Here is a 22,388-nt window from a genome sequence, read left to right as displayed (position 1 = left end):
GAAGAAAATTTGCAATAATCTGTGTTAAGATACAGATTATTTACAATTTTTTACAAAAAAATAGGAAAAATCAGCCAAACTCTTGTAAACGCTAACAGTAAATGTTATACTAGTAGGGTAAATTTAGAATGAAGGTAGGAAATTTTTTATGAGTAAGATCGTTGTAGTCGGTGCTAACCACGCTGGTACAGCATGTATTAATACTATGTTGGATAATTTTGGAAATGAGAACGAAATCGTTGTATTTGACCAAAACTCTAACATCTCTTTCCTAGGATGTGGAATGGCCCTCTGGATTGGTGAACAAATTGACGGTGCTGAAGGCTTGTTCTATTCTGATAAAGAAAAATTGGAAGCTAAAGGTGCTAAAGTCTACATGAACTCACCAGTTCTTTCAATCGACTATGATAACAAAGTAGTTACAGCGGAAGTTGAAGGAAAAGAACACAAAGAATCATATGAGAAATTGATTTTCGCTACAGGTTCTACACCAATCTTGCCACCAATCGAAGGTGTTGAAATTGTTAAAGGCAACCGCGAATTTAAAGCAACTCTTGAAAATGTACAATTCGTGAAATTGTACCAAAACGCTGAAGAAGTTATCAATAAACTTGCTGACAAGAGCCAGCACCTCGACCGTATCGCCGTTGTTGGTGGTGGTTACATCGGTGTTGAACTTGCTGAAGCTTTTGAACGTCTTGGAAAAGAGGTTGTCCTTGTTGATATCGTAGATACTGTCTTGAATGGTTACTATGATAAAGACTTCACTCAAATGATGGCGAAGAACTTGGAAGACCACAACATCCGCTTGGCTCTGGGTCAAACTGTTAAAGCAATCGAGGGTGACGGTAAAGTTGAACGCTTGATTACTGATAAAGAAACTTTCGACGTGGATATGGTTGTTCTTGCAGTTGGTTTCCGTCCAAATACAGCCCTTGCTGATGGTAAGATTGAACTCTTCCGTAACGGTGCCTTCCTTGTAGACAAGAAACAAGAAACTTCACTTCCTGGTGTATTTGCCGTTGGTGACTGTGCGACTGTTTATGACAACGCTCGCAAAGACACAAGCTATATCGCCCTTGCTTCAAATGCAGTTCGTACTGGTATCGTTGGTGCCTATAACGCATGTGGACATGAATTGGAAGGAATCGGTGTGCAAGGTTCAAACGGTATCTCTATCTACGGTCTTCACATGGTTTCAACTGGTTTGACACTTGAAAAAGCGAAAGCTGCTGGTTACAATGCAACTGAAACAGGCTTTAACGATCTTCAAAAACCAGAATTTATGAAGCATGACAATCATGAAGTTGCCATCAAGATTGTTTTTGACAAAGATAGCCGTGAGATTCTTGGTGCACAAATGGTTTCACACGATTCTGCAATCAGCATGGGAATCCACATGTTCTCACTTGCTATCCAAGAGCATGTAACAATTGATAAATTGGCATTGACAGACCTATTCTTCTTGCCACACTTCAACAAACCTTACAACTACATCACAATGGCTGCACTTACAGCTGAAAAATAAAATTTGATGAACTATCTGGCCTTAAATGAAGGTCAGATAGTTTTTTAGTCAATCTGTACCCATACAATTATGATTTTTTTATCTTGTGATTCATTCTAATCTAACTTAAAATGAAATGGTAGCTACCAATATAAATAATGAGGATAAAATAAATGACTGAAAATCGTTATGAACTAAATAAAAACTTGGCACAGATGCTCAAAGGTGGGGTTATCATGGATGTTCAAAATCCTGAACAAGCCCGTATCGCAGAAGCTGCTGGTGCGGCAGCTGTTATGGCCTTGGAGCGGATTCCGGCTGATATTCGTGCAGCTGGTGGTGTTTCCCGTATGAGTGATCCAAAGATGATTAAGGAAATCCAAGAAGCGGTTAGTATTCCAGTGATGGCCAAGGTTAGAATCGGGCATTTTGTTGAAGCTCAGATTTTAGAGGCTATTGAGATTGACTATATCGACGAGAGTGAAGTTTTATCTCCAGCAGACGACCGTTTCCATGTGGACAAAAAAGAATTCCAAGTTCCTTTTGTTTGTGGGGCTAAGGACTTGGGTGAAGCCTTGCGACGTATTGCTGAGGGTGCCTCTATGATTCGTACCAAAGGAGAACCAGGTACAGGAGATATCGTCCAAGCTGTTCGCCATATGCGTATGATGAATCAGGAAATTCGCCGCATTCAAAATCTACGTGAGGACGAACTTTATGTTGCTGCCAAGGAATTGCAAGTCCCTGTAGAATTGGTTCAATATGTCCATGAGCATGGAAAATTGCCAGTTGTAAACTTCGCAGCTGGAGGCGTTGCAACGCCAGCAGATGCTGCGCTGATGATGCAATTAGGGGCAGAGGGGGTCTTTGTCGGTTCAGGTATTTTCAAGTCAGGGGATCCTGTTAAACGGGCTAGTGCCATTGTTAAGGCTGTGACTAACTTCCGAAATCCTCAAATTCTAGCTCAAATCTCTGAAGATCTAGGGGAAGCCATGGTTGGTATCAATGAAAATGAGATCCAAATCCTCATGGCTGAGCGAGGGAAATAGATGAAAATTGGAATATTGGCCTTGCAAGGTGCCTTTGCAGAACATGCAAAAGTGTTGGATCAATTAGGTGTCGAGAGTGTTGAAATCAGAAATTTAGAGGATTTTCAGCAACATCAGAGTGACTTATCCGGTTTGATTTTGCCTGGTGGGGAGTCTACAACCATGGGCAAGCTCTTACGAGACCAAAACATGCTGCTTCCCATTCGAGAAGCCATTCTATCTGGTTTACCAGCCTTTGGAACCTGTGCAGGTTTGATTTTGCTGGCTAAGGAAATTACTTCTCAGGAAGAGAGTCATCTAGGAACTATGGATATGGTGGTCGAGCGCAATGCCTATGGGCGCCAATTAGGAAGTTTCTACACGGAAGCAGAATGTAAGGGAGTCGGTCAGATTCCAATGACCTTTATCCGTGGTCCAATTATCAGCAGTGTTGGAGAAGATGTAGAAATTCTAGCAAGAGTTGATAATCAAATCGTTGCAGCTCAAGAAAAAAATATGCTGGTAACTTCTTTTCATCCAGAATTGACTGATGATGTGCGCTTACATCAGTATTTTATTAATATGTGTAACGAGAAGATAGTGGAATAAAAAGTGATAAATCAAGTTTTGATTCGCTTTTTCCAAAGAATCATTTTTTAAGTCATCTGACAGTATTCTGTGATTTTAGATTTATTTACGATAAATTAGAAAAGAATGATTGTTTTGACTTAGGGCATAAAGCTTATATGCTGAATATAGTGTTCAAGTATCTTTTATTGAAAGCACTTTAGAGGATGGAGTTAAAATACTATTCTATACTCCTTAATACTCTTAGAAAATCTCTTCAAACCACGTCAGCTTCACCTTGCCGTAGGTATGGTTACTGACTTCGTCAGTTCTATCCACAACCTCAAAACTGTGTTTTGAGCTGACTTCGTCAGTCTTATTTATAACCTCAAAGCTGTACTTTGAGCAACCTGCGGTTAGCTTCCTAGTTTGCTCTTTGATTTTCGTTGAGTATAAAAATGATGTATAGGACTGGTCAAAAAGATCACTTCGAAAATAGCAAAAAACGAGTATCTCTACAGATGGAGATACTCGTTCTATTATGTATGAAGCTATGAGTCTGTCTTGCTTCATAGGATGCGCGTAGAAGTTTATACCAAAAAAACTCCAAAAGCGGCACAATAAAGGAGATTAAGACAATTTTAAATCTTTTTTGAGATGTGGGTAATGAGTTAAAATCAATGGCGGTTAAACAGGGTGAAAAGGATCAAGCAAAAAGTCTTTAAAATCAAAAAACGCATAATATCAGGTGTTTTACAACGTTTTTTATTTTATTCTTTGGTATTCTTTTGCAAAAAAAGAATACAACATTTTGTTGTATCCTAAATATTAAATCAAGTCCTGAATTTTCTTAAGTTTTTATCATATTTTCTGTTATAATTAAGGTGCCTTAAGAAAAATAATGAAAAAACTAAATGTTTTTCATATAGTTTTCATTTTTGTGTTATAATTAAGGTGCCTTAAGAAAAATATTAAGGTGCCTTAAGAAAAATAATGAAAAAACTAAATGTTTTTCATATAGTTTTCATTGTTTTAATAGTTTAAAGTCAATCTTATTTTTCTCTAATAGAAAATAATGAAAAAGTAGGTTTAGAAAGAGGTAAGTATCTATGTCTTCTCATAAAAAAGTGTCACTCTCTGAGATTAATCAATCTATCGATACTCCAAATAACAATCATTTCTGGCAAAATTTAAATGCCTTTTTAGGTCCGGGTGCTCTTGTCGCAGTTGGTTATATGGATCCAGGAAACTGGATTACCAGTGTAGTCGGTGGTGCTTCCTATAAGTATAGTCTCTTGTTTGTTATCTTGATTTCATCTCTCATTGCCATGCAACTTCAGCAGATGGCAGGAAAGCTTGGTATTGTAACCCAGATGGACCTGGCTCAAGCAACGGCTCATCATTCACCTAAATGGCTTCGTTATAGTCTATGGGTGATTTTAGAATTAGCCTTGATGGCGACAGATCTGGCAGAAGTTCTAGGTTCAGCGATTGCTCTCAATCTTCTCTTTAAGATTCCGATTATGATAGCAATTCTCTTGACCGTGTTGGATGTTTTTCTCTTATTGCTTCTGATGAAATTTGGCTTTAAGAAGATTGAAGCTATTGTGACAACACTGATTTTAACCATTCTAGCAATTTTTACCTATCTGGTAGCTTTGTCACATCCAAGCTTCCAAGGAATCGTTGAGGGTTATCTACCGAATGCAACCTTATTTGAAAGTCCCTTGCCAGGGCATGAAAGTCAATTAACCTTGGCACTAGGGATCGTGGGAGCAACGGTTATGCCCCATAACCTCTATTTGCATTCTTCCTTGTCACAAACTCGGAAAATCAATCACAAGGACAAGAATGATGTTCGAAAAGCCGTGCGCTTTATGACCTGGGATTCAAATCTCCAATTATCCTTGGCCTTTGTGGTTAACTCCCTTCTATTAATTCTCGGGGCGGCTCTCTTTTTCGGCCATGCATCTGAGATTTCTGCCTTCTCTCAAATGTATAATGCCTTGCAGGATTCTACTATTGCAGGAGCTATAGCTAGCTCGACCTTATCAACCTTGTTTGCCTTGGCTTTATTAGCCAGTGGTCAAAATTCGACAATTACGGGTACCTTGACTGGACAAATCGTTATGGAAGGTTTCTTGCATATGAGATTGCCTCAATGGTTCATTCGTTTGGCGACTCGCCTCTTTGCCTTGCTACCTGTCATGATAGTTGCAGTTCTGTTTGGTCATCAGGAAAAAACCTTGGATCAGTTATTGGTCTATTCACAGGTCTTTCTTTCAATCGCTCTTCCGTTTTCAATCTTCCCTTTGATTTATTTAACTTCTAAGAAATCACTGATGGGCGAATTTACCAATGCTAAATGGAATACCATCCTTGGTTATATTGTTTCCATTATCTTAACAATTCTCAATGTGAAATTGTTATTTGATATTTTCTAAGAAATTCACCCGAGTTATAAAACAAGCATATAAGAAAAAAGATACCCAAGATTTCTTGGGTATCTTTTTTAAAATAAACGGAAGACATGGGATTCGAACCCACGCACGCTGTTACACGCCTACCGCGTTTCCAACACGGCCTCTTAAGCCTCTTGAGTAATCTTCCAATACTTACTCAAATAGTCTACCATAAAGGCTCTTATCTTGCAATAAAAATTCTGAAAATAAGAAAAATGATAGAATTTGAAAGAAAATGATAAAAAATGCTTGACTTTAAAAGAAAGTGTGATAGAATGAATAGTGTAAACGATAACAGGAGGTGATTCAGTGTTAAAAACAGAGCGGAAGCAACTGATTTTAGAGGAGTTAAATCAACATCATGTAGTTTCTCTAGAGAAATTAGTTAGTTTGCTAGAGACCTCAGAATCAACGGTTCGAAGAGACTTGGATGAGTTGGAAGCGGAAAACAAGCTTCGTCGCGTGCATGGTGGAGCAGAATTGCCCCATTCCTTGCAGGAAGAAGAAACCATTCAAGAAAAATCTGTCAAAAACCTTCAAGAGAAAAAGCTACTTGCTCAGAAAGCAGCCTCTCTCATCAAGGAACAAGATGTCATCTTTATCGATGCTGGAACAACAACTGCTTTTTTGATTCATGAATTGGTCAATAAGAATGTTACAGTTGTGACCAACTCGATTCACCATGCTGCTCAGTTGGTTGAAAAGCAGATTCCAACTGTCATGGTTGGAGGAAGTGTTAAGATGGCGACAGATGCTAGCATCGGGGGCGTTGCTCTTAACCAGATTAACCAATTGCACTTTGACCGTGCCTTTATCGGGATGAATGGTGTGGACGATGGCTATTATACGACTCCTGATATGGAGGAGGGGGCTGTGAAGCGTGCTATTTTAGAGAATGCCAAACAAACCTACGTCTTGGTGGATTCGTCTAAAATTGGACAAACTTGCTTTGCTAAGGTAGCACCACTCAAACGCGCTATTGTTATCACAAGTCAAGGGCATGAGCTCTTGCAGGTTATTAAGGAGAAAACGGAGGTAATAGAAGTATGATTTATACAGTCACACTCAATCCATCCATTGACTATATTGTCCGTCTGGACCAAGTCCAAGTCGGTAGTGTCAATCGTATGGACAGTGATGATAAGTTTGCTGGTGGGAAAGGAATCAATGTCAGTCGTGTCTTGAAGCGCTTAGATATTCCAAATACAGCGACTGGATTTATCGGTGGCTTTACTGGTAAATTTATCACAGATACTTTGGCTGATGAAGCAATCGAGACACGTTTTGTCCAAGTAGCAGAAGATACTCGCATCAATGTTAAAATCAAAGCAGACCAAGAGACAGAAATCAACGGAACGGGTCCAAATGTCGAACCAGCCCAGTTAGAAGAATTGAAAGCTATTTTATCTAGTCTGACAGCAGATGATACAGTTGTATTTGCTGGTTCAAGTGCTAAAAATCTAGGCAATGTTATCTATAAAGATTTGATTGCCTTGACGCGTCAGACGGGTGCGCAAGTCGTTTGTGACTTTGAAGGACAGACCTTGATTGATAGTTTGGAATACCAACCGCTCTTGGTTAAACCAAACAATCATGAACTTGGAGCTATCTTTGGAGTGAAACTCGAAAGTTTAGATGAAATCGAGAACTATGCTCGTGAGTTACTGGCTAAAGGTGCTCAAAACGTCATTATCTCTATGGCTGGGGATGGTGCCCTTCTGGTAACATCTGAGGGATCATATTTTGCTAAACCAATCAAAGGGACAGTTAAAAATTCAGTTGGGGCTGGTGATTCTATGGTCGCTGGATTTACAGGTGAATTTGTCAAATCAAAAGACGCAGTAGAGGCCTTCAAATGGGGAGTGGCTTGTGGGACAGCAACTACTTTCTCTGATGACTTGGCAACTGCAGCATTTATAAAAGAAACTTATGAAAAAGTTGAGGTAGAAAAACGATGAAAATTCAAGACCTATTGAGAAAAGATGTCATGTTGCTCGATTTACAAGCAACTGAAAAAACAGCAGCTATTGAAGAAATGATTCGTAGCTTGGTTGAACACGGATACGTGACAGATTTTGAAACCTTTAAAGAAGGAATTTTGGCGCGTGAATCCTTGACTTCTACAGGTTTGGGTGACGGAATTGCTATGCCTCACAGTAAGAACTCTGCTGTCAAAGAAGCGACTGTTCTCTTTGCCAAGTCAAACAAGGGTGTTGACTACGAAAGCTTGGATGGGCAAGCAACTGACCTCTTCTTTATGATTGCGGCTCCAGAAGGTGCTAATGATACCCACTTGGCAGCCTTAGCAGAATTGTCTCAATACTTGATGAAAGATGGATTTGCAGACAAACTCCGTCAAGCGCAATCAGCTGACCAAGTCATCGAACTCTTTGACCAAGCTTCAGAAAAAACTGAGGAGCCTGTTCAAGCACCTGCCAATGAATCTGGTGACTTTATCGTAGCTGTTACAGCTTGTACAACAGGTATTGCCCACACTTACATGGCCCAAGAAGCCCTTCAAAAAGTGGCTGCTGAAATGGGTGTTGTTATCAAGGTTGAAACTAATGGTGCTAGCGGTGTTGGAAATCAACTAACTGCAGAAGATATCCGCAAGGCTAAAGCTGTTATCATCGCAGCAGACAAGGCCGTTGAAATGGATCGCTTCGATGGCAAACCATTGATCAATCGTCCGGTTGCTGACGGAATCCGTAAGACAGAAGAGTTGATCAACTTGGCTCTTTCAGGAGATGCTGAAGTCTACCATGCTGCTCATGGAGCAAAAGCTGCAACAGCAAGCAACGAAAAACAAAGCCTTGGTGGGGCCTTCTACAAACACTTGATGAGTGGTGTATCTCAAATGTTGCCATTCGTTATTGGTGGGGGTATCATGATTGCCCTTGCTTTCTTGATTGATGGTGCTATGGGTGTGCCAAATGATAGCCTTGGTAATCTTGGTTCCTACAATGAACTAGCATCTATGTTCATGAAAATTGGTGGAGCTGCCTTTGGTTTGATGCTTCCAGTATTTGCAGGTTATGTTGCCTATTCTATTGCTGAAAAACCAGGTTTGGTAGCAGGTTTCGTGGCTGGTGCTATTGCCAAAGAAGGTTTTGCCTTTGGTAAAATCCCTTATGCAGCAGGTGGTGAAGCAACGTCAACTCTTGCAGGTGTCTCATCTGGTTTCCTAGGTGCCCTTGTTGGTGGATTTATCGCAGGTGCTTTAGTTCTTGCCATCAAGAAATACGTTAAAGTTCCTCATTCACTTGAAGGTGCTAAATCAATCCTTCTCTTGCCACTTCTAGGAACAATCTTGACAGGATTTGTCATGCTAGCTGTTAACATCCCAATGGCAGCAATCAACACTGCTATGAATGACTTTCTAGGCGGTCTTGGAGGCGGTTCAGCTGTCCTTCTTGGTATCGTCCTTGGAGGAATGATGGCTGTCGATATGGGTGGACCAGTCAATAAAGCAGCTTATGTCTTTGGTACAGGTACGCTTGCAGCAACTGTTTCTTCAGGTGGTTCTGTAGCCATGGCAGCAGTTATGGCTGGAGGAATGGTGCCACCACTTGCAATTTTTGTCGCAACGCTTCTTTTCAAAGATAAATTTACTAAAGAAGAACGCAACTCTGGTTTGACAAACATCATCATGGGTTTGTCATTTATCACTGAGGGAGCGATTCCATTTGGTGCCGCTGACCCAGTTCGTGCGATCCCAAGCTTCATCCTTGGTTCAGCAGTAGCAGGCGGACTCGTTGGTCTTGCTGGAATCAAACTCATGGCGCCACACGGAGGAATCTTCGTGATCGCTCTTACTTCAAATACTCTTCTTTACCTCGTTTCTGTCTTGGTAGGAGCAATCGTAAGTGGTGTGGTCTATGGTTACCTACGCAAACCTCAAGCATAAAAAATAGAAAAATGAAAAGATTGTACCGTACGGTGCAGTCTTTTTCTCTTTCCGAAATGCCTGTGAAATATGGTATAATAGAAGAATGGCAAACAAAAATACAAGTAAAACAAGACGGAGACCGTCTAAAGCAGAACTCGAAAGAAAAGAAGCGATTCAACGAATGTTGATTTCGCTAGGAATCGCGATTTTATTGATTTTCGCAGCTTTTAAATTAGGGGCTGCAGGTATTACCCTTTACAATTTAATTCGCTTGCTGGTGGGAAGCCTAGCCTATCTGGCAATATTTTCTCTCTTGGTCTATCTCTTCTTTTTCAAGTGGATACGAAAACAGGAAGGCCTCCTAGCTGGCTTTTTCATTATATTTGCGGGATTGCTTTTAATTTTTGAGGCCTATTTGGTTTGGAAATATGGTTTGGACAAGTCGGTCCTAAAGGGAACCATGGCGCAGGTTGTGACTGATTTGACTGGTTTTCGAACGACCAGTTTTGCTGGTGGAGGCTTGATTGGTGTTGGACTCTATGTGCCAACAGCCTTTCTCTTTTCAAATATCGGTACTTACTTTATTGGTGCTATTTTGATTTTATCAGGTGCTCTCCTAGTTAGTCCTTGGTCTGTTTACGATATCGCTGAATTTTTCAGCAGAGGCTTTGCTAAATGGTGGGAAGGGCATGAGCGTCGAAAAGAGGAACGCTTTGTCAAACAAGAAGAAAAAGCTCGCCAAAAGGCTGAGGAAGAGGCTAGATTAGAAAAAGAAGCTGCTGAGAAAGTCTTGCTTAATATGCCTCCTGTCGATATGGAAACAGGTGAAATTCTGACAGAGGAAGTTGTGCACGATATTCCACCTATGCCTGAAGAAGAGTGGGTGGAACCAGAAATCATCCTGCCTCAACCAGAGCTTGAATTCGCTGAAGAGGAAGATAGCTCTGATGATGAAGATGTACAGGTTGATTTTTCAGCCAAGGAAGCCCTTGAATACAAACTCCCGAGTTTGCAACTCTTTGCACCGGATAAACCAAAGGACCAGTCTAAAGAGAAGAAAATCGTCCGGGAAAATATCAAAATCCTAGAAGAAACCTTTGCTAGCTTTGGTATCAAGGTGACAGTTGAACGGGCTGAAATTGGTCCATCAGTGACCAAGTATGAAGTTAAACCAGCAGTAGGTGTACGGGTCAACCGCATCTCCAATCTAGCAGATGACCTCGCTCTTGCCTTGGCTGCCAAGGATGTTCGGATTGAAGCACCAATTCCTGGGAAATCCCTAGTCGGAATTGAGGTTCCTAACTCTGAAATTGCCACCGTGTCCTTCCGCGAACTATGGGAACAATCTCAAACGAAAGCAGAAAATCTCTTGGAAATTCCTTTAGGGAAGGCAGTTAATGGCACTGCAAGAGCTTTTGACCTTTCTAAAATGCCCCACTTGCTCGTCGCAGGCTCAACGGGTTCTGGGAAGTCAGTAGCAGTTAACGGCATTATTGCTAGCATTCTCATGAAGGCGAGACCAGACCAAGTCAAATTTATGATGGTTGACCCCAAGATGGTTGAGTTGTCTGTTTACAATGATATTCCCCACCTCTTGATTCCAGTTGTGACCAATCCACGCAAGGCCAGTAAGGCCCTGCAAAAGGTTGTGGATGAGATGGAAAACCGTTATGAACTCTTTGCTAAGGTGGGGGTTCGTAACATTGCAGGTTTTAATGCCAAGGTAGAGGAATTTAATGCTCAATCTGAGTACAAGCAGATTCCACTGCCACTCATTGTTGTGATTGTGGATGAGTTGGCTGACCTCATGATAGTGGCTAGCAAGGAAGTAGAGGATGCCATTATTCGTCTTGGACAGAAGGCGCGTGCTGCTGGTATCCACATGATTCTTGCAACCCAGCGTCCATCCGTTGATGTCATCTCTGGTCTGATAAAGGCCAATGTTCCATCTCGTGTGGCGTTTGCAGTTTCGTCAGGGACAGACTCTCGTACGATCTTGGATGAAAATGGAGCAGAAAAACTGCTTGGTCGAGGCGACATGCTCTTTAAACCGATTGATGAAAATCATCCAGTTCGTTTGCAAGGGTCCTTTATCTCGGATGATGATGTCGAACGCATCGTAAACTTCATCAAGGCTCAGGCAGACGCGGACTACGATGAGAGTTTTGATCCAGGTGAGGTTTCTGAAAATGACGGAGAATTTTCAGATGGTGAAACTGGTGGAGATCCGCTTTTTGAAGAAGCCAAGGCTTTGGTCATCGAGACGCAGAAAGCCAGTGCATCCATGATTCAGCGTCGTTTGTCAGTTGGATTTAACCGTGCGACCCGTCTCATGGAAGAACTGGAGATGGCAGGTGTCATCGGTCCAGCTGAAGGTACCAAACCAAGAAAAGTATTGCAACAATAAATTTCTCTCTTATACGGAAATGTGAACATGACGTGATTTGAAGAGACTTTTGAAGCGGATTATCTATGATGTATAATTAATTGAATCTAAAATAGTACGAAACGACTTTTAAAGCATGAAATTGATTTGAATTCCCTAATAAATTTGTTCACATTTTATTCAAACACTATATCAAGCTGAAACAGGTTTAGAATTTCTTTTAGATATATGAAGACTCCCCTTATAGTTTCTAGTGAATGTTTGTGTTTCACTAGAAACTATAAGGGGAGCTTTTGTACTCATGTATGAGATAGTTTTCTCTTTTTTGTTTTATAGTAGATTGAAATAAGATGTGAACAAATTAATTAGGAAAGTTAAATTAATTTCTAGAAATATTTTCGCAGCCGTAGTGTACTACTCTAGTTTCAATCTACTATATTAATACTCAATGAAAATCAAAGAGCAAACTAGGAAGCTAGCCGCAGGCTGTACTTGAGTACGGTAAGGTGACGCTGACGTGGTTTGAAGAGGTTTTCGAAGAGTATAAAACTGCATAGCTCACTTTTCAGTAGGAATCAGCTATTGTATTCGCTAGATGTTATCTGACATCAATTCACTACTGTTTAAAATTTTGAGAGTGCTACAGTTTTTGAGTTCAATTTCTGTTTACTCACCAAAGAAAAATGGTGGGGCGAATTTTTTCAGATCTTCAAAGCATTTTTGAGCAGCTTCTGCATCTTCGCAGATAACGAGACAGATATCATCGCCACAGAGGGTAGCGATAGCGTCAGGGAAACTCAAAGCATCAATGATAGAACCAAAGGATTGAGCAAGTCCAGGAAGGGTTTTTAGTAGGACTTGGTGTTGAACTGGGCGCATCAAGACAAGGGCGTCTTCCATGTAGATTTCGAGACGTTTCTCCCATTTTGAGATAGAACCTGTATTGAGTACGTAGTAAGAGTTGTCTTCTTCACGTACTTTTGAGAGGTTCATATTTTTTATGTCGCGTGAGAGAGTTGCCTGGGTAACTTGAATGTCGTTATCAGCAAGAAGGGCTTGTAGCTCAGCTTGAGTATGAATCTTGTTTTTTGCAACAAGAGCGCGTATGAGTTGGTGTCGGTGTTCAGATTTGTTCATAAAATATTACTCCTTGTACAAAGTACAGAAAGCGTGGACTGATCGAAATCGTCAGTCGAGTGGTAAGCGGTATTGTCAAGTAATATGATTTCAAAGTCAGTAGTATAAAGAACTAGATGGAGAGCATCTCCCTCTTTTAATTTGTCCCTCGTTGGATGCAGTTGAATTGGATATCTATCCCTTCATCTACATTGCTGTTCTTTACTGACAGTGAATCATTTAATTATGGTAGCATTTTGTCACGGCTTGTTGTGAATTTTCTATAAATATAATTCACAGTGATTGTCCAACATGTGGTGTGGTAGCGTGTATGATAGATGGTTACACATGTTGGTCAGAGGTGTTAGTATCTTTTATCCAAACTCCAGTTATGGGCTTATCATAAGTCCTTCTTTGAGAGTGGATTTGATACCAAGTTTATGTTTAGTTAGACTATTCAAGTGGAAATTTTTCCATACTGAATGTCTGTTACATTATACCTTCTGACAAGGTAAGATAAGTGTAGACTGTTCAAGATCGACACTCAAGTGGTAGTCGGTATTGTCACGGATGGTGATTCCAAAGTCAGTAGTATAGAGGACTAGACGAAGAGTATCTCCTTCTTTTAACTTGTAAATAGTTGGCTGCAGTTCAAATTGTACATCCATCCATTCATCTGCAGTGATATCCTCTACTAACAGTAAATCGTTTCTATTCTGTAAATTAAGGTAACCTTTTGTCACGACTCGTTGTGCCTCTGGTCTAAATGGCAATTCACAGAGATTTTCCAACATGTGGTAGCGACCGTTGTCAATGGTTTTAGCACTTAAAATAGCTGGATAAGGTTGTAGGTATTTCTTTTGACCAAGTTCCAGTAGTTGAGCAGATAAAAGCCCCTTGTTTGTGCTGGATTTGATACGAAGATTGAGTTGAGCGCGACCGTTCAAGTGAAGATTCTTAGTCACAGGAAGGTCAAGGGTAATCTGATTGACTTTCCCTTGATAAAGCTCTGTATTGAAGGTCTGGTAGGTTTTACCATAGCGCTCAAAATCCTTATCTGGGTACTGGTTTTGAATCACTTGCTCTTCTTGACCAAGTGAGAAGGTTTCAAAGTTTTCTTGCCCACCTAAGTTATCAAGTGATAACCAAGTCTGAGGAGCTGTATTGTCCTGCCAGATAACAGTAGGAAGTTGGAAATCTGTTTCCTGTCCCAGTAATTTCTTAGTCAATAAGGCATTCATGGACTCACGGAAGTCGATGGACTGCCAGTTGTTTATGTAAACATGTGCGCCATTATGGAAAAAGAGGTGCTTGTTGATATGAGCAGGAAGAGCATGGAACATCTGGTAAACATGAAGTGGTTTGACATTCCAATCCTGAGAACCGTGGGTAAAGACAACCTCTGCCTTTACTTTATCAGCATTGAGCAGATAGTTGCGGTCGTGCCAAAACTGGTTATAGTCACCAGTTTTGCGATCTAACTGCTCTTTTACTTTTTCTAAGTCACTTTGGTGAGCTTCATTGCCACGGATATAGTCGCCAGCCAAGAGATTACGAGAATAGGTTAACTCAGCAAGGGAGTCAAAGTCCTCACCTGGATAACCGCCTGGGCTAGTCACCAACCCATTTTCACGGTAGTAGTTGTACCATGAGGAAATACCAGCCTCGGCAATGATAACCTCTAAACCATCGACGCCTGTAGTAGCAAGACCATTTGACATGGTACCTAGATAGGAAAGTCCTGTTGTAGCTACTTTTCCGTTTGACCAGTCAGGCTTGACTTGACGCTGGCGCGTGTGATCAGTGAAGGCACGGCAACGACCATTGAGCCAGTCGATGACATTTTTATAAGCCTCGATTTGCTGGTAGTCTCCGTTAGTCATGAAACCAGTAGAGTCTTTGGTACCAACACCTGAGACATAAATATTAGCAAAACCTCGTGGAAGGAAGTAGTCGTTGAGACTATAGCTAGAGTTGATATGACTTAGCTTTTCCTCAGCTTGTGCCACAAGCTCAGCTTGGCCTTGAGGTTGGACGAGATTTAGTTGAGGTTCTTCTAGCTCAATCTTATGAGCAGGCTTAACCTCGAGCTCGCCCTCCATCTTGTAGAGAGCCTTGTCGCTAGCCTTGTCATTTGTTCCCTGATGGTAGGGACTAGCTGTCATGATAGCAGGGATCTGTCCATCAAAACGAGGACGAATGATGCTGACCTTGACTAAGTCAGGTAGGCCCTTTTGGTCAGTATCGACACGAGACTCAACGTAGACCACTTCTCGAATGACATCATGGCTGGAAAAAGTCGCTAAACTCTTACCGTTAAAGTAGTGGTAGTCATTATCCTCCGGAATAAGACCATCACTAACAAGTTGGTCGATAAGAGTATTTCCCTTTTTGGTGCGAGTATTGAGTAACTGATAGAGATTTTCGATCAAGTCACCATATACAATGGGAAATCCAGTTTCTTTACGAAAAGCTTCACTGTCTTCGAAGTCGACCAAATAAGAAAAGCCTAAAAGTTGAAAAGCAACAGTATAAAAAATATCTGCTGTCAGTTCATCTTCTGATTGAAAAAATGTCAGCAGGTCTGTTTTTTTATCAGCTGCTAGGATGGAAAGTGGGTAGTTGGTGTCTTGATAAGTAAAAAAGAAACGACTTAGAAAAGCCTCCAACATCTTTTTATTTGTTGACTCAGATGGAAAATCAAATCCATACTTTTTTAATTCATATAAAATAGTATCTCTTGGAAGTGATAAATAGCTGAATTGATTAAAGCGCATAAAACCTCCTTGTAAAATAATAATTAAGGTTATTATATCAAAAAAATAGGAGAAAGGGAATTATTAAGTGAGAAAGAAATTAATTAAAGAATAATGAATACAAATTATATGAAATAATATGTGATATTCTATAGTGTTCATAAATTAAACTATATCTAACAAGAATTTTGAGTGAATTTATCTCACTTTTTTAAAAGAGATATCCATTTATTGGGATAAAAAGTTCAAAATAGTTTACAGAAACATTTTTACTGCAAATATATTTGTTATTTTTTCATCCAAAATGCCTTATGTAAAATATAAAACGGAGATAGGAGTTATTGCTTTTGTATTTCTCTTTTTGAAAATGGTATAATATACTGAGAAGGATAGAGGAGAAGTGTAAATTGATCGCACAACTAGATACAAAAACAGTCTATAGTTTTATGGAGAGCGTTATTTCGATTGACAAGTATGTGAGAGCAGCTAAAGAATTTGGCTACACTCATCTGGCTATGATGGATATCGATAATCTTTATGGTGCTTTTGACTTTCTAGAGGTTACAAAAAAATACGGAATTCATCCATTGTTAGGGCTTGAAACGACTGTATTTGTGGATGCTCAGGAAGTGAATCTGCGCTTTTTAGCTCTGTCTAGTGTGGGCTATCAGCAGTTGATGAAACTCTCAACAGCCAAGATGCAGGGGGAGAAAGATTGGTCAGTTTTATCTCAGTATCTGGAGGATATTGCGGTAATTGTGCCTTATTTTGATGGACTGGAGTCGCTAAATCTAGACTGTGATTACTATATTGGAGTTTACCCAGAAACACTGGCAAGCGAATTTCATAATCCTATTTTGCCCCTTTATCGGGTCAATGCCTTTGAAAGCAGGGATAGAGAAGTTTTGCAAGTGTTAACAGCGATTAAAGAAAATCTACCGCTTAGAGAAGTTCCCTTGCGTTCACGACAAGATGTCTTTATATCTGCAAGTTCTTTAGAGAAACTATTCCAAGAATGTTTTCCGCAAGCCTTGGACAATTTAGAAAAGCTTATTTCAGGTATTTCTTATGATTTGGATACTAGTCTGAAACTGCCTCGTTTTAACCCAGCTAGACCAGCTGTAGAAGAGTTGAGAGAACGTGCTGAACTGGGTCTTGCTCAGAAGGGGTTGTCTAGTAAAGAATATCAAGACCGTCTAGACCAAGAATTGGCTGTAATTCATGATATGGGCTTTGATGATTATTTTTTGGTCGTTTGGGATTTGTTACGTTTTGGACGTTCGAATGGCTACTATATGGGGATGGGACGGGGTTCTGCAGTTGGTAGCTTGGTTTCCTATGCCTTGGATATCACAGGGATTGACCCTGTAGAGAAAAATCTGATTTTTGAACGCTTTCTCAATCGTGAACGCTATACCATGCCTGATATTGATATTGATATTCCTGATATTTATCGTCCGGATTTTATCAGGTATGTTGGTAATAAATATGGTAGTAAACATGCGGCTCAAATCGTTACTTTTTCAACCTTTGGAGCCAAGCAAGCTCTACGAGATGTTTTGAAACGTTATGGTGTTCCTGAGTATGAATTATCCGCAATTACTAAGAAAATCAGTTTTCGTGATAATCTTAAGTCAGCTTATGAGGGTAATCTCCAATTTCGACAGCAAATCAATAGTAAGTTAGAATACCAAAAAGCCTTTGAAATTGCCTGCAAGATAGAGGGCTATCCAAGACAAACCTCTGTCCATGCAGCTGGTGTTGTGATCAGTGACCAAGATTTGACGGACTACATTCCTCTAAAGTATGGTGATGAAATTCCACTGACTCAGTATGATGCTCATGGAGTTGAAGCTAGTGGGCTATTGAAAATGGACTTTCTGGGACTACGAAATTTGACCTTTGTCCAGAAAATGAAAGAGTTGCTTGCTGAAACAGAAGGGATTCATCTGAAAATAGAAGAAATCGATTTGGAAGACAAAAAAACGCTAGCTCTTTTTGCTTCTGGTAATACAAAAGGTATCTTTCAATTTGAACAACCTGGTGCCATTCGCTTGCTCAAGCGTGTGCAGCCTGTCTGTTTTGAAGATGTCGTAGCGACTACTTCCCTAAATCGACCAGGAGCTAGTGATTATATCAATAATTTTGTAGCAAGAAAACATGGGCAGGAAGAAGTGACGGTGCTGGATCCAGTATTGGAGGATATTTTGGCTCCAACCTATGGTATCATGCTTTATCAAGAGCAGGTTATGCAGGTTGCTCAGCGATTTGCTGGATTTAGTCTTGGGAAAGCCGATATTTTGCGCCGAGCTATGGGGAAAAAGGATGCCTCTGCCATGCATGAGATGAGGGCTTCTTTTATTCAAGGTTCATTAGAAGCTGGACATACTACGGAAAAGGCAGAGCAGGTCTTTGATGTCATGGAGAAGTTTGCAGGTTATGGTTTTAACAGGTCACATGCCTATGCATACTCAGCCTTGGCCTTCCAGTTGGCTTATTTCAAAACGCATTATCCAGCCATTTTTTATCAAGTAATGTTGAATTCTGCCAACAGTGATTACTTAACAGATGCACTTGAAGCAGGCTTTGAAGTGGCGTCTCTGTCCATCAACACCATTCCCTATCACGATAAAATTACAAACAGGGCCATCTATCTAGGTTTGAAATCGATTAAGGGAGTCAGCAAGGATTTGGCACTTTGGATTCTTGAAAATAGACCTTATTCTAACATTGAAGATTTTATAGCTAAATTACCTGATAATTATCTGAAACTTCCTCTGCTAGAACCTTTGGTAAAAGTTGGTCTTTTCGATTTATTTGAAAAAAATCGTCAAAAAGTATTCAATAATTTAGCTAATCTATTTGAATTTGTGAAAGAGTTAGGAAGCTTGTTTGGTGAGACCATTTATAGTTGGCAAGATTCGGAAGATTGGACAGAACAAGAAAAATTCTATATGGAACAAGAGCTTTTAGGGATAGGTGTCAGCAAACACCCTCTACAAACTATCGCGAGTAAGGCTATTTACTCGATTACCCCAATCGGAAATTTATCAGAAAATAGCTACGCTATTATTTTGGTTGAAGTTCAGAAAATAAAAGTAATTCGTACTAAAAAGGGTGAAAACATGGCTTTCTTACAGGTAGATGACAGTAAGAAAAAATTGGATGTCACTCTCTTTTCAGACTTATATCGTCAGGTTGGGCAGGAAATAAAAGAGGGAGCTTTCTACTATATAAAAGGAAAAATCCAGTCACGTGATGGCCGTCTGCAAATGATTGCACAAGAAATTAGAGAAGCAGTTGCTGAACGCTTTTGGATACAGGTGAAAAATCATGAATCGGATCAAGAAATTTCACGTATTTTAGACCAGTATAAAGGTCCAATCCCAGTCATCATCAGGTATGAAGAGGAACAAAAAACAATTGTTTCTCCCCATCATTTTGTATCTAAATCCACTGAATTAGAAGTGAAATTGAATGAAATAGTTATGAAAACGATTTATCGCTAAAAATACGGAAAATAGAAGAATTTTAAAATCAAATGTGGTATAATCAATAAGAATGTTAAAAGAAAAAGGAGCATAAACCAATATGAAACGTATTGCTGTTTTGACTAGTGGCGGAGACGCCCCTGGTATGAACGCTGCTATCCGTGCAGTTGTTCGTCAAGCAATTTCAGAAGGAATGGAAGTGTTTGGTATCTATGACGGATATGCTGGTATGGTTGCCGGTGAAATTCATCCCCTAGATGCAGCTTCAGTAGGAGACATCATTTCTCGTGGTGGTACTTTCCTTCACTCAGCTCGCTACCCTGAGTTTGCACAACTTGAAGGCCAACTTAAAGGGATTGAGCAGTTGAAAAAACACGGTATCGAAGGTGTCGTTGTTATCGGTGGTGACGGTTCTTATCACGGAGCTATGCGCTTGACTGAGCATGGATTCCCTGCTATCGGACTTCCAGGTACAATCGATAACGATATCGTAGGTACTGACTTCACAATCGGATTTGATACTGCAGTTACTACTGCAATGGATGCAATCGATAAGATTCGTGATACATCATCAAGTCACCGTCGTACTTTCGTTGTTGAAGTAATGGGACGTAATGCTGGTGATATCGCACTTTGGGCAGGTATCGCAACTGGTGCTGATGAAATCATCATTCCCGAAGAAGGCTTCAAGATTGAAGATATCGTAGAAAGCATTAAATGTGGTTATGAGTGTGGTAAAAAACACAACATCATCGTCTTGGCAGAAGGTGTGATGTCAGCAGCTGAATTTGGTCAAAAACTTAAAGAAGCTGGAGATACAAGCGACCTTCGTGTAACAGAACTTGGACATATCCAACGTGGTGGTTCTCCAACTGCGCGTGACCGTGTATTGGCGTCACGTATGGGTGCGCATGCTGTTAAACTTCTTAAAGAAGGTATCGGTGGTGTTGCGGTTGGTATTCGTAACGAAAAAATGGTTGAAAATCCAATTCTTGGTACTGCAGAAGAAGGAGCATTGTTTAGCCTTACTGCTGAAGGTAAGATTGTGGTTAACAACCCACATAAGGCTGACCTTGAGCTATCTAGCTTGAATAAGAGCTTGTCATAATTTACAATTTAGTTAATAAGACCAAAAAGGTCATATATATAAAGGAGTCACAAAAATCATGAACAAACGTGTAAAAATCGTTGCAACTTTGGGTCCTGCGGTAGAAATCCGTGGTGGTAAAAAATTTGGTGAGGACGGATACTGGGGTGAAAAACTCGATGTTGAAGCTTCAGCTAAAAACATTGCTAAATTGATTGAAGCTGGTGCTAACACATTCCGTTTCAACTTCTCACACGGTGACCACCAAGAACAAGGTGAGCGTATGGCAACTGTTAAACTTGCAGAAAAACTTGCAGGTAAAAAAGTTGGTTTCCTTCTTGATACAAAAGGACCAGAAATCCGTACAGAATTGTTCGAAGGTGAAGCTAAAGAGTACTCATACAAAACTGGTGAAAAAATCCGTGTTGCAACTAAACAAGGAATCAAATCAACTCGTGAAGTGATTGCTTTGAACGTTGCTGGTGCTCTTGACATCTATGATGACGTTGAAGTTGGTCGCCAAGTATTGGTTGACGATGGTAAACTTGGTCTTCGCGTTGTAGAAAAAGACGATGCAACTCGTGAATTTGTAGTTGAAGTGGAAAATGACGGTGTGATCGCTAAACAAAAAGGTGTAAACATCCCTAACACTAAAATTCCTTTCCCAGCTCTTGCTGAACGCGATAACGACGATATCCGTTTCGGTCTTGAACAAGGTATTAACTTCATCGCGATTTCATTCGTACGTACTGCAAAAGACGTTAACGAAGTTCGTGCAATCTGTGAAGAAACTGGAAACGGACATGTTCAATTGTTCGCTAAAATCGAAAACCAACAAGGTATCGATAACTTGGATGAAATCATTGAAGCTGCTGATGGTATCATGATCGCTCGTGGTGACATGGGTATCGAAGTACCATTCGAAATGGTTCCAGTTTACCAAAAAATAATCATCACTAAAGTGAACGCTGCAGGTAAAGTTGTTATCACTGCAACAAACATGCTTGAAACAATGACTGAAAAACCACGTGCAACTCGTTCAGAAGTATCAGACGTATTTAACGCTGTTATCGACGGAACTGACGCAACAATGCTTTCAGGTGAGTCTGCAAACGGTAAATACCCACTTGAGTCAGTAACTACAATGGCTACAATCGATAAGAACGCTCAAACGCTTCTTAACGAATACGGACGTCTTGATTCAGATTCGTTTGAGCGCAACTCTAAGACAGAAGTAATGGCTTCAGCTGTTAAAGATGCTACTAACTCAATGGATATCAAATTGGTTGTAACTCTTACTAAGACTGGTCACACTGCACGTTTGATTTCTAAATACCGTCCAAATGCTGACATCTTGGCATTGACATTCGACGAATTGACAGAACGTGGTTTGATGTTGAACTGGGGTGTTATCCCAATGTTGACAGATGCTCCATCATCAACTGATGATATGTTTGAAATTGCTGAACGTAAAGCAGTTGAAGCAGGTTTAGTAGAATCTGGTGACGATATCGTTATTGTTGCTGGTGTACCAGTTGGAGAAGCTGTTCGTACAAACACAATGCGTATCCGTACAGTACGTTAATTAATAGAAAAATAGCCTATCGTATCAAGCTGTCTAGCCTGTATGATGGGCTTTTTTGTATATGGGAAAAGTTTTCTACTTTTGATTTAATGCAACTGTAGCTAAAGAGTAAATCGTTGCTTGTTCCATACTTTTTGTGATGTGAGTATAAATTTGATTGGTCGTCTTAGCGTCTTTATGACCAAGCAATGACATGATATAGTAGATTGAAATAAGATGTGAACAAATCGATTAGGAAAGTCAAATTATAGTAAAATGAACCAAAAATAGTACACAATGTGGTATAATATTCTTATGGCATATTCAATAGATTTACGTAAAAAAGTTCTTGCCTATTGTAAGCGAACAGGTAGTATAACAGAAGCATCACACGTTTTCCAAATCTCACGTAATACCATTATCTAAAAGAGAAAATAGGTGTTCTAAACCATCAAGTAAAAGGAACAAAACCAAGAAAAGTTGATAGAGATAGACTTAAAAACTATCTTACTGACAATCCAGACGCTTATTTGAC

13 protein-coding genes, 1 tRNA gene and 1 pseudogene are annotated in these 22,388 nt (G+C 40.1%); 12 read left to right on the top strand and 3 right to left on the bottom strand.

The annotated features are described in order from the left end of the window. Window positions 1-148: 148 nt before the first annotated feature. From nox to FGQ53_RS01095, 4 genes are all read left to right on the top strand, one after another. Entirely contained in the window at window positions 149-1,528 is a 1,380-nt protein-coding gene (gene nox, locus FGQ53_RS01115) for a H2O-forming NADH oxidase (RefSeq protein WP_000036783.1), read from the top strand. A 152-nt stretch (window positions 1,529-1,680) separates the two neighbouring features. Continuing rightward, a complete protein-coding gene (gene pdxS / locus FGQ53_RS01110; protein WP_000138526.1) occupies window positions 1,681-2,556 on the top strand; it encodes a pyridoxal 5'-phosphate synthase lyase subunit PdxS in 876 nt (291 codons plus the stop codon). After that, the gene (gene pdxT, locus FGQ53_RS01105) at window positions 2,557-3,144 is read left to right on the top strand and encodes a pyridoxal 5'-phosphate synthase glutaminase subunit PdxT (protein ID WP_138335211.1); all 588 of its coding nucleotides are present in this window, start codon (window positions 2,557-2,559) and stop codon (window positions 3,142-3,144) included. Window positions 3,145-4,211: 1,067 nt separating this feature from the next. Continuing rightward, window positions 4,212-5,546: an Nramp family divalent metal transporter gene (locus tag FGQ53_RS01095; protein ID WP_000094601.1), complete on the top strand. Its 1,335-nt coding sequence runs from the start codon at window positions 4,212-4,214 to the stop codon at window positions 5,544-5,546. Between the two features lie 78 nt (window positions 5,547-5,624). On the opposite strand, the gene FGQ53_RS01090 is transcribed toward FGQ53_RS01095, so the two are convergent. Then, window positions 5,625-5,712 (bottom strand) — tRNA-Ser (locus FGQ53_RS01090). A 161-nt stretch (window positions 5,713-5,873) separates the two neighbouring features. Between FGQ53_RS01090 and FGQ53_RS01085 the strand changes: the two genes are divergently transcribed. The 4 genes from FGQ53_RS01085 (at window position 5,874) to FGQ53_RS01070 (ending at window position 11,860) form a co-directional block, all read left to right on the top strand. Then, complete coding sequence (locus tag FGQ53_RS01085; RefSeq protein WP_000920655.1) at window positions 5,874-6,614, top strand: DeoR/GlpR family DNA-binding transcription regulator; 741 nt, start codon at window positions 5,874-5,876, stop codon at window positions 6,612-6,614. Continuing rightward, on the top strand, window positions 6,611-7,522 hold the full coding sequence (gene pfkB, locus FGQ53_RS01080) for a 1-phosphofructokinase (RefSeq protein WP_138335209.1): 912 nt from the start codon (window positions 6,611-6,613) through the stop codon (window positions 7,520-7,522). The genes FGQ53_RS01085 and pfkB overlap by 4 nt, the downstream gene beginning before the upstream one ends. Continuing rightward, window positions 7,519-9,471: a PTS fructose transporter subunit IIABC gene (locus FGQ53_RS01075; RefSeq protein WP_138335208.1), complete on the top strand. Its 1,953-nt coding sequence runs from the start codon at window positions 7,519-7,521 to the stop codon at window positions 9,469-9,471. Before pfkB ends, FGQ53_RS01075 begins: the two co-directional genes overlap by 4 nt. 85 nt (window positions 9,472-9,556) lie before the next feature. Further along, window positions 9,557-11,860 (top strand): DNA translocase FtsK, encoded by a 2,304-nt coding sequence (locus tag FGQ53_RS01070; protein WP_138335207.1) that lies wholly within the window; start codon window positions 9,557-9,559, stop codon window positions 11,858-11,860. Window positions 11,861-12,505: 645 nt separating this feature from the next. Here the strand turns inward: FGQ53_RS01070 and FGQ53_RS01065 are convergent. Next, window positions 12,506-12,976 carry an arginine repressor gene (locus tag FGQ53_RS01065; protein WP_138335206.1) on the bottom strand — a complete coding sequence of 157 codons (471 nt, stop codon included), beginning with the start codon at window positions 12,974-12,976 and terminating at the stop codon, window positions 12,506-12,508. A gap of 473 nt (window positions 12,977-13,449) precedes the next feature. Then, complete coding sequence (locus FGQ53_RS01060; protein ID WP_138335205.1) at window positions 13,450-15,732, bottom strand: Xaa-Pro dipeptidyl-peptidase; 2,283 nt, start codon at window positions 15,730-15,732, stop codon at window positions 13,450-13,452. A 386-nt stretch (window positions 15,733-16,118) separates the two neighbouring features. On the opposite strand from FGQ53_RS01060, the gene FGQ53_RS01055 reads away from it, so the two are divergent. The 4 genes and pseudogenes from FGQ53_RS01055 to FGQ53_RS01040 form a co-directional block, all read left to right on the top strand. Then, window positions 16,119-19,220, top strand: coding sequence for a DNA polymerase III subunit alpha (locus FGQ53_RS01055; protein ID WP_171019050.1), 3,102 nt, complete (start codon window positions 16,119-16,121; stop codon window positions 19,218-19,220). Between the two features lie 82 nt (window positions 19,221-19,302). Next, window positions 19,303-20,310 carry a 6-phosphofructokinase gene (gene pfkA, locus FGQ53_RS01050; RefSeq protein ID WP_138335203.1) on the top strand — a complete coding sequence of 336 codons (1,008 nt, stop codon included), beginning with the start codon at window positions 19,303-19,305 and terminating at the stop codon, window positions 20,308-20,310. A 58-nt stretch (window positions 20,311-20,368) separates the two neighbouring features. Beyond that, entirely contained in the window at window positions 20,369-21,874 is a 1,506-nt protein-coding gene (pyk, locus tag FGQ53_RS01045) for a pyruvate kinase (protein WP_138335202.1), read from the top strand. 294 nt (window positions 21,875-22,168) lie between these two features. Next, a pseudogene (locus FGQ53_RS01040) lies at window positions 22,169-22,388 on the top strand (IS630 transposase-related protein); the annotation flags it as partial.

It is taken from the genome of Streptococcus mitis (assembly GCF_005844455.1).
GTDB classification, from domain to species: Bacteria; Bacillota; Bacilli; order Lactobacillales; family Streptococcaceae; genus Streptococcus; species Streptococcus mitis_BF.
This window is presented reverse-complemented; position numbering and strand designations above follow the sequence as displayed.